Source organism: Pseudomonas sp. 31-12 (assembly GCF_003151075.1).
Lineage (GTDB): Bacteria > Pseudomonadota > Gammaproteobacteria > Pseudomonadales > Pseudomonadaceae > Aquipseudomonas.
The window spans coordinates 5,614,335-5,627,550 of sequence record NZ_CP029482.1 but is presented as its reverse complement, the minus strand read 5'-3'; the positions used below and the strand labels follow the sequence as shown (position 1 = coordinate 5,627,550).

At 57.6% G+C, this 13,216-nt stretch carries 6 protein-coding genes; 3 read left to right on the top strand and 3 right to left on the bottom strand.

Features of this window, described 5'->3' with window-relative positions:
• Nucleotides 1-3 precede the first annotated feature (3 nt).
• Together DJ564_RS26495 and DJ564_RS26490 are read left to right on the top strand one after the other, a co-directional pair.
• Nucleotides 4-504 carry a CS1 type fimbrial major subunit gene (locus DJ564_RS26495; protein WP_109634541.1) on the top strand — a complete coding sequence of 167 codons (501 nt, stop codon included), beginning with the start codon at nt 4-6 and terminating at the stop codon, nt 502-504.
• 8 nt (nt 505-512) lie between these two features.
• On the top strand, nt 513-1,769 hold the full coding sequence (locus DJ564_RS26490; RefSeq protein WP_256597458.1) for a hypothetical protein: 1,257 nt from the start codon (nt 513-515) through the stop codon (nt 1,767-1,769).
• Nucleotides 1,770-1,818: 49 nt separating this feature from the next.
• Here the strand turns inward: DJ564_RS26490 and DJ564_RS26485 are convergent, their stop codons facing one another.
• The 3 genes from DJ564_RS26485 to DJ564_RS26475 form a co-directional block, all read right to left on the bottom strand.
• Nucleotides 1,819-6,894: an NEL-type E3 ubiquitin ligase domain-containing protein gene (locus tag DJ564_RS26485; protein ID WP_109634539.1), complete on the bottom strand. Its 5,076-nt coding sequence runs from the start codon at nt 6,892-6,894 to the stop codon at nt 1,819-1,821.
• A gap of 151 nt (nt 6,895-7,045) precedes the next feature.
• Nucleotides 7,046-10,162: a transglycosylase domain-containing protein gene (locus DJ564_RS26480; RefSeq protein ID WP_109634538.1), complete on the bottom strand. Its 3,117-nt coding sequence runs from the start codon at nt 10,160-10,162 to the stop codon at nt 7,046-7,048.
• 329 nt (nt 10,163-10,491) lie between these two features.
• The gene (locus tag DJ564_RS26475; protein WP_109634536.1) at nt 10,492-10,950 is read right to left on the bottom strand and encodes a transposase; all 459 of its coding nucleotides are present in this window, start codon (nt 10,948-10,950) and stop codon (nt 10,492-10,494) included.
• 675 nt (nt 10,951-11,625) lie between these two features.
• On the opposite strand from DJ564_RS26475, the gene DJ564_RS26470 reads away from it, so the two are divergent.
• Nucleotides 11,626-13,047, top strand: coding sequence for an amino acid permease (locus tag DJ564_RS26470; protein WP_109634535.1), 1,422 nt, complete (start codon nt 11,626-11,628; stop codon nt 13,045-13,047).
• Nucleotides 13,048-13,216 lie beyond the last annotated feature (169 nt).

The window sequence follows — 13,216 nt, the reverse complement described above, 5'->3', positions numbered from 1 at the left end:
CCCATGAGCAAGAAGCTGATCCAGGTTTTTTTGTCGGCCGTGGTGATGGGGTCGAGCGCTGGTGCCTTCGCCGCCAGGGAAGTGCACACCTTCGAAGTGTTCGTGACGATTCCGACCCAGGCGTTTTATGTCATTCCATCAGACGCGGGCTGGATCCACCGTGAGCAGCAACTGCCGTGGAATCTGAGGTCGTCGACATTGGGTGGCTTGCGCAAATATTTCGACGTGAAAAACGAAGCGGGCTCGATCGAGGCGCGACTTGACGGTCGTCCCTATCTGTCCAACGGCACCGACGCCCATGACATTGCCTTGCGAGTGCTGTTCAACGGCAAGCTGTTAAGCGAGCACGAAAACAGCGAAGTGGTTTCGCTGACCGAGGCAGCACCCGGAAAACGCGTGTTGCTCGAAATCGTCCCGATGCCGCCTGCCGATGGGGTTTACAAGCCTGGCAGTTACTTTGGCAGCGTCAACATGATCTTCAATGCGATTCTTCCGGGGGCTTGAGAGAGGCGATGAACATCCTGAGCACTGAAAAAATTCCGAGTCGGTTGGCTTGGGCCATTGTGGCATTCGGATGGAGCATTGAGCCGGCGATGTCGACGTCAATGGACATTACGGCGCTATTTCGGCCTGATCCATCGAAGCCTGCAGACAACAAATTCATCAACCAAACGCCAAGCAGTGGTTATTGCGCGTCGTATCCTTCCGAGTGCAAGAACCAGAACATGTTCAGCATTCGGCTACCACTGAAATTCGAGTCAGTCAGGCCCATGCTGCCTGATGCCGAGCCACGTAATAATTCAATGTTCAGAGTCCCGGCTCAGTGGCGGTCCCTGTCCGTGAAGAATGAAGCTACGGGGGAGTTGGAGCAGGTCGAGGTACGCATTGCCGGTATGGGGTCTCAATATAAGCTCAGTGAGACGACCATCAGCCTGACAGGTGCCTCGAACTGGCTCGAAGGGCATCAGACCTTATGGGGCTCAAGTTGGGTCTACTCACCGCCCCCCTGCGAATACAGTGGTGTCGGCTCCTACGACCCCTGGAGCTATACCTTTTTCTGGAAAACGCCTGTTGAAGGCGTTTGTGTCAAATCGACCCGATATCCAATACCGGCAATGACTTATAACTATGTAGATTTTGCTTACGAGCTTCGTACGCCGAACCCGTTGAAAATGTCGTCCGGGCTTTATACGGGGACCATGAGTTATCGCGTCGGGCCCGGTGGCGACTTCGACATGGGTGATGTGATGTTGCCGGACGATAACCTGATCACGCTCAACTTCGCTTTGAATGTCGAGCACACCTTGAAGGTGGAAATCCCTCCCGGTGGCGATCGTGTGGAACTGGCCCCGCAGGGTGGCTGGCAAGCCTGGCTGGCTCAGGGGCGTAAACCGACCCGGTTGTTTCGTGATCAGACATTCAACATCTCGTCATCGACTCGCTTCAAGATGCATCTGGAGTGTGACATTCCGGGATTGTTCGATTGCATGATTCGTGACCCCGTTTCGAAGCGCGCGGCGGTGGTGCAACTCAGCGTCAGCTTGCCGAACGGTCTGACGGACACCAACGGGCAACCGGTCAAGCGTCGTCCGTTGCATGTCGGGCACGTGAATGCACAACAATTCAAACCTGGTTTTTACGTGGATCGTGCGCCGGGCATCCTGCATTTCGAGATTGCACCTTATTACGTGAACTATATGTTGAAGCCGGGCGAGGCCTCCAAATATTCCGCGAACTTCACCGTGGTTTGGGATTCGGAAATCGAATAAGCGCGTAGCATGCCCTGAAGGCGTTTGTTTGCCTTCAGGGTACTGGCTGTTACCCGGCGTTGAGCAGCGCCTGTCGGGTCAACCGCCTGCTCAGTTGTTTTTCCTCGTAGCCGATGTCGTTCAGCAATCCGTCGTAGACCTCGTCGGTCATTTCTTTATCGGTGAGCACACGGTTTTCCTGGACGTTCAGTTGATTGGCAAGGTCCAGCAGTCGCTTCTTGATCGCCTGTCTTTGCGCAATCACCCGTCCTTTGGCGTTCGCCCAGGAACGCTGGGCCTCGCGCAATTCATCCAATTGATCGGTTCTGATTTCATACGTCCGGGCATTGCGCCTGAACTCCGCGGGATACGTGTCATGCAGGTATTTTTCCCAGAACGACTGCTCGATCATGTGATTGATCAAACCGTCACCGGCTTCCATCGACATCACGGTATCGAAGGCTGTATCGAGTGTTTTGGCACTCACGCCGGCAATGGGTCGATAGAGCATGGTCTCTGATTGCCAGGGTAAACCGAGTCGCTGGGCTAGGCCGGTCTCGTAAGCGAGGAACACTTCGACTTCATCGGGATGACCTTTTCGGCTGGCGAAATCCGCCCGGGCGATGTCATCCACCCGTTCGAGACGCGCGGCGCCTTTTGCCAGGGCCACCAATCTGCTTTCCAGGATCGCGGCCGAAGTCGACTGGGCATACGCCTCGCTGACCAAGACTTTGATGCCCATGTTGTTGAAGACCTGAGCACCGGCGTCAGCGCACGTGGTCGGTGCGGTTGCCATTTCAAACAACTCTTTGCGCAGTGCCGTGTCCAGGTCGATGGCCTCGATCATTCGCCATACGCGATCACTCAGCTGCTTGCGCCGATCGCCACCGGCGCGGTAGTCGGCAGACTCTGTCTGCTTCTGGATCAAGCTGAAGAACCCTTGGGAGTGTGGTTCTGTCACCAGGTCGTGCCAGGCTTCTACCCTGAAGATGCCCACGCCGGCGGCCTTGTCGCTCCACCATTGGGAATCGTCGGACATGGGCCACTGATTGATCGCATGCTCTGCAATGGCCGAATAAGGGCGATCAGGGCTGATGCCCACTGATCTTCGGTAGTCTTTGTAAACAATCAGATTGGCGTCCGAAAGGTCTGTCGGAAACAATCGCGTACGGGCCACGAGGCGCGCGGCTTCCGAACCGGGAACCACCAAGGGGATGTCGCGTAACGGGTTTTGCATCAGGTCCAGATAAAACCCGCGCGGGCGGCGCCTTGCGAACAGGCCTTCAGGCCAGGCGGTTGCGCCGGTGTTGCTCAAACTCAAAATCTTCAGTTTCGGCATGCGTTCGACGTTCGGCAGCAAATCCAACTGTGGGTTGTCATCGAGCCTGAGCGTTTCCATATGGGTCAAATGCCGCAATTGCTCGACGGCCGACCGGGTCAAGCGGAGCTGGTTGTTCATCAAGCGCAGCGTGCGAAGAAAATGCATTTTGCCAATCGTTACCGGCAGCTCCTTCAGCTCACAGCCCCTGGCGCTCAGTTGCCGAAGTCCGGTGAAGTCTTCCAGCAGCCCCGTGGAGGTTGTGGAAAAGGCAGTACGGTCCAGATTTAGCGTGCTGACCTGGTCGAGGTAGTACTTCAGATTCGGCAGTTTGCTCCACCACAACTCAAGGTCAATCGTGTTGAATTCCATCGACAGGTCCAGCACATACCCGCCTTCCAGCGTGTCATTGCGCTCGCCAAAGGCCCTCGACTTTCTTTGAAAGCACTCGATGAGCCGCTCGCAAATGTGCAACCCGCCACCATTCACGAATCCGTTACGATCCGGACCCCAGGCATCCGGTTGCTGATTCCGCCATTTATTGAGCTTCACTTGAAGTTCATAGAGTTCGCGGTCAAGTCGATCGAGGGTCTTGCGCGCCTGAGCTTCTTCGCCTAGCGATCGAACAAAAATGCTGACCTCCCGCTCGCTCAAGTGTGGGTAAGTTCCCTGCACCCGTTCCGCCAGGGTAGCCCTTTGTATGGAAAAGCCCGGACCGCGCAACAGCAGCAGGGTGTCCGGGTCGCCGATCGGGCGAATCGGCGGCTGCGCCAACGCGATCCGGCGCTCGGCGGGGGCTTCGGTTTTGACCAGCACCCATTGCCTGAACGAGGCTCCCTGGCCGGGGCGATATCCCAGTTGCAGGCGTTTGCCGGCCGGCAGCGCGTTGAGCACCGATTCGTAGAAGTCGTCGGCTTCGTGCAATTTGTGGTTGTCGGCGTTCCACACTTCGTACCGTGCCCCGTCATCCTTGATCAAAACCCGGATGACCGAAGCGTCTTCTGCTCCCACGCTGCACCGTATGGGCCCGATGTCGGTGCCCTGACGAACGTCGATACGCAAATCGCCGAACGCGTCGGTGTGAATCCTGAGCGCGTTCAGCACCAATCGCTCGGTCTCTGGTATCCAGCGCGCATCATCGGTGAAACCTTCATAGGCATGGTTGGCCCGGGTTTCGAAGGCCGCTTCACGTGCCTGGTTTTTCAGGTTCAGCGGCAGGCGTTTGTCCTGTGTCATGCGTTCGAGCTCAGCGCCGTTGGCACTGTTGAGCAGTACGGTTGCCGCGCGGGTCGGCAACGCTGGAGCCACCTCGCGCAGCTGTTGAACCTGCGGGTTGGCGCTCGCTTGTGCGGCTTGATAGCGCTGATTGAAGATATCGGGTCTGAGGCGGTCTGCCTCGTCAGCCAATTGATTGCGCAGCGCCTGAAGCTGTTCTTCCCGGGCGACACCCGGGCCGAGCAGCGCTTGAAGTTCGTCTTCGCTCAGAAACTCGGTGAGCTGCTTTGGCAGGTCACCCTGCATGAGACGGGACAGACTGGTGGCGAGCGTCTGTTCGTCGCTCGCCCAGGCATTTCCGTAGGTGCGAAAGCGGCCCCTCAGGTCGGCGTTTTCGTAGACTCTCAGGGCTTTGTCCGAGGGCCAGCCTTCAAGGTAAGTCGCCAGCGGTTCGAACCAGTAAGAAGCGGGATCGATAGGCCGTCCGGAGCGGATGTCATGAATCGTCTGCTCGGTTTGCTGCTGAATGTCTGCGCGATCAAGGCCGTCGGCAAGCAACGGGGGCGGGGCGGTGTTTTCGACGTACATTTGGCGTAATGCAGCCGCTTCGGTGCCGCTGGCAATGCGAATTTGCTCCAGCTGCGCATCATTGAAACCGTCGACGCGGTAACCGAGACGCCGCATCAGTGTCGGGTGGTCCCAGTCTCGCGGGCTTTCCGCTTCATGTGTCCAGGCGCCGAAACCGTTGTGTTTCACCTCGGGTAAATAGGCCTCGCCACGATGGGGGTGTTTGACACGATAGTTGCCCGTTTTCGGGTCTTTTTGCACGGCGTAATGTTTTTTCTCCAGCGGCAGAATCTGCTGACCTTCATGAGTATGCAAACCCGATTCGTCAGGCCTGGAATCGGCTGGCAACTCGACGTTCGGGTGCTCGTAGGGCTTGAGGTCGGGATGCCACAAGCGTTGCTGGCCATTGGGCAGCTCCACCGGTTTCATGCCTTCGAACAACGGTGAAAGTTTCAAGCGAGCGATCTCGCCAATCTTCACGCCGGCAGCAAACGCCGCCAATTGAATAGCATCCGTCACCACGCCGACGATATGCTCAGCGGCTTCTGTCCACAGCCCCAACGTCATGTCGACGATGCCTTCGATGACATCGCTGGCGATCTGATAGGCGGTGTAGGCCATCATCAATTCCCCCAACCCCGGCACGAACGGTGTGATGACCATCAGGGCGACGTTGAAGATGTCCGAGACTATTTTCTTGAAGTTCTCCCACCAGGCCCATCGGGCATCGCGATCGGTGTCGGCGGTGGACACGGCAATGTGTCGGGCGTCATCGAGGATCTTGTTCAGCTTCTGCTCAAAGCGGTATTCCCAGAATTCGCCGCGGATCGGTGTGGCGCTGAAACGAAGACTGGGTGGGTCGACCGGGACTTCTCGCCAGCTGGGTCCTGGATCCAGCGGATCTTTCTGATGCCATTTCACCTCGAACAGTCGCTGTTGCAGCCCGCCGAAAAAATGCCCTCGTTCTGACTGATCGACGAACCGGCTGAAGTATTGGCGATAAGTCATGCCAGCGGACGAGATGATCTTGTTGTCACGCAGCTGGCGAGTCAGTTCATTCATGAAGGCAACAGTGGACGGATACTCTTTCAGCGGATGTTCAGGGTCTTGCGGGACATACGCGAATATCGGTACGGCTTCACGCTCTCGCTCGCCCTTGTGCTCGCGATACAGCTGCGGCGTAATCAACACGATCCCGGCCAGTCGGCTATCCAGAACGGACAATTCAGCGAAATGCATCACCCGGCCTTTGCGGGTGAGGTTGCGCTGGCCATCGAGCATCTTCAGGATCAGATCGCTCGCCTGGGCATCAATGTCGCCGGTCATCAGCGCTAATTGAACGGCTGCCTTGAAGGCCGCTTTCTCGCTCTCGATGATTTTGAGTTGCAAAAAACGCTTCGCGACGGCATCGCGAGGCAGCAAGCGGTCTTCAAGATAACGGGCATAACGCGCGCCGATGTCCAGCTTGCGACACAGGGTCTGGAACTCGGCGATGGACATTTTGCGTTTGACCGGCAAAACGTCGAAGTGACCGCGCTCATCGGGCTGACTGATGAAGTCGGAATCCGCCTCACAGGTTTCGGTCCGTGCGAAGTTGTGTAGGGCGGCGTTCAGCAGTGAGACGGTTCGGGTGACGACGCCGCCGGAAATGTCGATGGCATACCAGGGGCGCTCTTTGGGTAAATAAAGATGTAAGTACGTTGTTCTTACATCGACATCGACGCCGTACTGTTTCTTCAATGCATCGGTGAGTAAGGGTTCGGCAAAGTCATCAACGTTTTGTAACGCTTCAATAAACCGATCCACCTTGTTCTGAGCGGACCAGAGTTCGAGGTTGGCTTCTTGTAATAGCGTGTGATCGTATGTGTTAGCCGTCTTTAACCATTGTCCGGACATCACTTCCGTGAGGCCCAACTCCCGCGCCCTTCGCAATGAGGCGTCCTTGAACGTTGGGTGAATTCGACTGTTGATGAAATCGTAGTGACGGCCCTTATTGTCGTCTGTCACCGACAGGTGAACAGCTTTACGTCCTTGTAAATCTGACATTGTTTTTATAAGCCTTGAGCAGTGATAGAAGACAACAGCCTATCTTTCATCGCTCAAAGTAAAAGTCTGAATTATTGCTGTCAGGTTCCTGTGGACAGTGCCGAAAGCATTTGAATTATCCATGCCGAAAATAATTAATTACCACCCGCGATCAGCGCCGTGCGACCTCAACCGGCAGGCATCCGGTGTGACCTCCCGGTTGCAGGTACGGTGTCAGAATCGGCGCCATGCCTTTAAGCACTTGCACCGGCAATGCCGAGGTGAATTTAAAGGCTTCGGCCGTGCGCCCCGGTACAAACGCAGTCAAGGTGCCGAAGTGGTTGTCGCCGATGAAGAACACAAAGGTCGCCGTGCGGTTGATCGACTTCGAACTCAGGATCCGCCCACCGGACCCGATGGCTTCGATGCGGTTATCGCCGGTTCCGGTCTTGCCGCCCATGGCCAAGGGTTCGCCATCGGGTGTGATGAAACTGCCGGAAACACGTTTGGCCGTACCGGCATCCACCACTTGCGACAAGGCCTCGCGCATGGCCGTGGCGACTTCGGACGGCATCACCCGTTTGCCGGCGACCGGGTCATTGATCAGTTTGGTTTCGTATGGCGTATTGGCCGCGAAATGCAGGGTGTCAATGCGCAATGTGGGCATGCGCACACCGTCGTTGAGGATGGTGCCGATCAACTCGCCCAAGGCTGCCGGACGGTCGCCGGAACTGCCGATGGCGGTGGCCAGCGACGGCACCAGGTGATCGAACGGGTAACCGACTTTCTGCCAGCGCTGATGAATGTCGAGGAAGGCTTCGATCTCCAGCATGGTGCGGATACGGCTGTCGCGGGCGCCCTTGTGACGACTCTTGAATAGCCAGCTGTAGACCTCCTGACGCTCGAACTGGCTGGCTTTGACGATCTGGCTCCACTTGGCATCCGGGTTGTTCAGCAGGTAGCCCATGAGCCACAGGTCCAGCGGGTGAACCTTGGCGATGAAGCCCTGATCGGGCAGGTCGTAGGCGCCGGGGCTGTAGTTCTCGTAGAGCCGTTGCAGGCGTTCGTCGGTGAGTTTTTCGGTGAGCTTCGCGCCTTTGAGGTGCGCGCGCACAAAGGCGTTGAAGCTTTCCTGACTGGCCTGCGGCAGCAGATAACGGTGCACGGCGGCCATACGAATAGGCGTTGGGCGCATGCTGTCGAGGAAGGTGTCGAGCCGCGCCTGGGTGTCCTTGTTTTTGTATTTTTTCCAGAACTTCAACAGGAACGAGGTGCCTTCGCGGTCGGCGAAACTGGCCAGGTATTCCTGACGCCGTGGGTCGCGATCATCCTTGAGCAATTCGGCGCTGTTGTTGGGGCCGGAATACGTGGTGTAGCGCACCACGTCACGCATCAGCCGAATGAAGGGCAGGTTGATCGACTCACGCAACGCATCGCGCAAGGTCGGAATGCGGCCGTTGTCTTCCTTGCGGAAGTTGACGAAGGTGTGCAACCCGCCGCCGGTGAAAAAAGCTTCGCCGGGGCTGGCCGAGTATTTACGATCCAGCGCGGCGCCGAGCATGGCTGACAGATTGCGGTCCTTGTTCTGGATCAGGTAATCAACGGCCCAGCGGCTCAGGCGATCCTGATCCGGGATGTCGACTTTCTTCAGTTCCGGGATGGTCATCGTGGCGTATTTATCGTGCAGCTCGGCCATGATTTGCAGGTAGGTGGTGAGCACGCGCATTTTCGCGGTCGAGCCCAGTTCCAGCTTGCTGCCTTCATTGATGTCGAACGGCTGGTCGGTGCTGTCGGTCTGTACCCGCACGCGTGCGCCGTCCGGTGTCAGCTCAAACAACGTGAAGCTGTAGCGCACCTGGGTGGTGCTGGTGGGGGTGAGCAAGCGTTCGCCCATCAGGCCGATTTGTGTCGCAAACACTGGGTCGGCCAGATGCTTGAGGTATTCGGTGGCCTGGGTCTGCAAATCGCCTTGCAGGGTGCTGGTGGCCGACAGGTCGAGGCGGTCGAGGTCGTACAGCGGACGGTTGAGCAACCCGCCCAGACGGCTGCGCGCCACGCTGATGCCTTTGTTGGTTTCAATTGGCTGAATGGTCGGCTGGGTCTGCCAGTCGCGGTAGGTCACCTGGCTGGCCAGGGCGGCTGCGGCGAAGGGCGCATCGATCACGCCATTGGCTGCCAGCAGGCGAATGTGGCTGTCGGTGAGTTCCGCCAGTTCATCGTGACCCTTGGTCAGGTAGTAAGACGGGCGGCGCTGGGCGATCATCAGCGAGAGCATTTCACGCAGGGCCAGGCCTTTTTCGGCCATGCTCTTGGGGTCCGTGTCGGTGCTGGCCAGCCGTTCGTTGGCCTTGTTGAAATCGGCGCCGTACCAGACGCGCAACCCTTCGGCCATGCCATGCACTTCACCGTGGCCCGGTACTGCCGACAGCGGCACGCTGTTGAGGTAGTCGCGAACCACGTTTTGCCGGGCCTGCAAGGTTTCCGGGCCCGCCTGATAAGCCCGCACGGTGGCGGAAATCATCTGCCGGATCTTTTCCGGGCCCGACGCCGTCAGGCCATCGGGCGAGTGCCGATACTTTTCAAGTTGCGTCGCCAGCGTACTGCCGCCCGCCGACTGGCCCGGCAGGTGAATCAGCTTGGCAACCTGGGACCAGATCGCCATGCCGAAACGCGGCCAGTCCACGGCGGGGTTGGCCAAGGGTTGCTTGGGGTCGAGCAAAAAGCGGTTTTCGATAAACAGCAGGCTGCTGACTACCACTGGCGGAATCGACTCAAAGCTTGAATACAGCTGTTGTGGGTATTTGTACTGGTACAGCGGTGCCGCACGGCAATCAGTAATCGATAGTCCTGCCTGGATTTTCTCCGCGTAGGGCACGAAAAAGCCGTTGTCGGTGTAGTCCATCAGCTTTTGGGAAAAACGGGTTTGTGACGCAATGACGTAGTCACGCTTGAGCAACCGCGGCAGAAACTCGTCCAGCGAGCTGTAGCCCAGACGTAAGTCGAACGGGCCTGCGCCCGGATAGCGAATCGCGTCGCTGGGGCCGGGTTTCATTTCATAACTCAGGGAGGCGGCGAATTTGCTGGCCTCGCGGGATTGAAACTTCGAGGTGCGCATTTCCTTGGCAGCGGCAAGCCCCAGGACAATCAGGATAATCACCAGCAACAACCAGAACGCCCCCCATCCGTGCGTCACTCGACTGCGAGGGGGTTTTTCAGGTAAAGGCGCTTCATCCACACGTTCAGTCGGAACCACAGTTTTACTCGAATCGGTTTGCCATAAAGCGCCCATAGTCGATTGATCCATTCACGCAGATTGATCGGACTTGTCTGAAGCTTAGTCGGTGGTTGGCGATGGTGAAAAAATTGTGGATACACAAATTCGAGAACGCATTGCCTTTTTTGGCTGGGGTGCTGTTGTGGCCAGGAGACTTGTGGCAATGGGGCTTTTGTGGCGAGGGGGCTTGCCCCCGTTCGGCTGCGTAGCAGCCGCTGGAGCGATGCATGCGGTATGCCTGATGAATGGGGGGACAGGAAGTCTTTCAGGACTGCTGCGCAGTACAACGGGGGCAAGCCCCCTCGCCACAGGGGACTCGTTCTTCAGGAAGAGGGTGTTCGGATTTATAGCCAGTTGGCATCCCAGAGCGGGTAATCACCGATTTTTTCTACCAACCCTGCGCGCAATGGGTTGGCAATAATGTAACGAGCGAACGGAAGAAGTTCTTCCCCGTCACGGATTGCACGGTCGTGATAGCCGGTTTGCCATAGAGGCCCCTGCCTCCCAGTCATTTTGTTCAATGTCTGAGTACAACGTGACTTGATGGAACCGACGACACCACCCAGATCGTTTTCTTTCAGTTGCATAAGCCAATGAAAGTGATCAGGCATTACAACCCAAGCCATTGAGTCCACTAGCCCTGCATCGTGTGCTCGTCGCAGCTCTGCGACAAGCAACCGACCCACTCGCCAATCAGAAAACAGGGGTTGGCGGTCATGAACGACTGCGGTGATGAGATAGGCACGACCGGTTTCGGAATGTCGGCCAAAACGCAGGCGATGGGAGTTTGGTTGAGTTGGCAATCCATTGCTTCCTTGCATGATGATTAAGTGACGCTTTCAGGCTAGTGGGCAGTGATCTGTGTCGACGCTGAGACTGTTGAGTGAAATTTCTGATTCCTGTGCAGGATCCAGCGAAGTGACTGGCAAAGCCTTTGTGGCTTTGTGGCATTTGTGGCGAGGGGGCTTGCCCCCGTTGGGTGGCGCAGCCGCCCCAAAACCAGCAATCGCGGTATATCAGGTGTACCGAGTGCAATGGATTTATGACTGCTGCGCCGCCGAACGGGGGCAAGCCCCCTCGCCACAACAGCTCTTTTGCCTAAGGACGCGTGAGTGCGCCTGAAAAGCTTGGATTAGAGCCATCGAACAGTAAATAAGGTCAGGGCAGGGGCATGACGATGCACCAATGCTGTGCAATACTCGGCGGCGCTTCAGCTGGTGAATAATCCTACAAAAGCCAGGTAATGCCCCTCCGCAAACCGGGCTTTTCCCGAGAGTTCTGCCTGAATGTTGGGGTTTATAGAGTGAAAAACCCTTTACGAAGCTTTTTATACTGCACGCCCCGCTGATCTTGCAGGTGTGGTCCTGCAAGACGGGTTTGCTCACGAAGCAGGTCCGGTTTCTCAGAAGCAATGGCTTACCGGTCAGCGCTTTGTTACTCGGTGGTCATATCCAATAACAAGACGAGGTTGTACCCCTATGCCAGTCGGCAATCACCTGCCTCACGGCGAGACCGCTCAGGGCGGCCCGCTTAAACGCGAACTCGGCGAACGGCATATTCGCTTGATGGCGCTCGGTGCCTGTATCGGCGTCGGCCTGTTCCTTGGTTCGGCCAAGGCCATCGAGATGGCCGGTCCTGCCATCATGCTGTCCTACATCATCGGCGGTCTGGCGATCCTGGTGATCATGCGCGCCCTCGGCGAAATGGCTGTGCACAACCCGGTCGCCGGCTCCTTCAGCCGTTATGCCCAAGACTACCTCGGCCCCCTGGCGGGCTTCCTGACTGGCTGGAATTACTGGTTCCTGTGGCTGGTGACCTGTGTCGCGGAAATCACCGCGGTGGCGGTGTACATGGGCGTCTGGTTCCCCGATGTGCCGCGCTGGATCTGGGCACTCGCCGCGCTGATCAGCATGGGTTCGATCAACCTGATTGCCGTAAAAGCCTTCGGTGAATTCGAGTTCTGGTTCGCCCTGATCAAGATCGTCACCATCATCGCGATGGTGATCGGCGGCATCGGCGTGATCGCGTTCGGTTTCGGCAACGACGGCGTGGCGCTGGGGATCTCCAATCTCTGGGCTCACGGCGGCTTCATGCCCAACGGCGTGCAAGGCGTGCTGATGTCCCTGCAAATGGTGATGTTCGCCTACCTCGGCGTCGAGATGATCGGCCTGACCGCCGGTGAAGCGAAGAACCCGCAGAAGACCATTCCCAATGCGATCGGCTCGGTGTTCTGGCGGATTCTGCTGTTCTACGTCGGCGCGTTGTTTGTGATCCTGTCGATCTACCCGTGGAACGAAATCGGCACCCAAGGCAGTCCGTTCGTGATGACGTTCGAACGCCTGGGGATCAAGACCGCCGCCGGCATCATCAACTTCGTGGTGATCACCGCCGCGTTGTCATCCTGCAACGGCGGCATCTTCAGCACCGGGCGCATGCTCTACAGCCTGGCGCAGAATGGCCAGGCCCCGGCCGGTTTTGCCACGACCTCGAACAACGGCGTGCCACGTCGGGCGCTGCTGTTGTCGATCTTCGTGCTGTTGCTGGGTGTGCTGCTCAACTACATGGTCCCGGAAAAAGTCTTCGTCTGGGTGACGGCGATTGCCACCTTCGGCGCGATCTGGACCTGGGTGATGATCCTGCTGGCCCAGCTCAAGTTCCGCCAAGGCTTGAGTGCCAGCGAACGTGCCGGCCTGAAGTACAAGATGTGGCTGTACCCGGTCAGCTCGTACCTGGCGCTGGCATTCCTGGTGCTGGTGGTCGGCCTGATGGCCTACTTCCCGGAAACCCGCGTGGCGCTTTACGTGGGACCTGCGTTCCTGGTGCTGCTGACGGTGTTGTTCTACGTGTTCAAGCTGCAACCGACCAACGTGTCGCAAGGGGCGGTGAGTTCGGCTTCGTAAGTCGTAACGCCTGAAACGCAAAAGCCCCGGTCCATTGGCCGGGGCTTTTTATTGGCTGGTGTCTGCTCCCCACTTGTTCCCCAATGCCGGATTTGCGTGGGAAGCAATTCTCAGAAAACGAAAATGCTTTGCGGTAGCGAGCAGACTCGTGAATCTTTTGGGAGTGCCC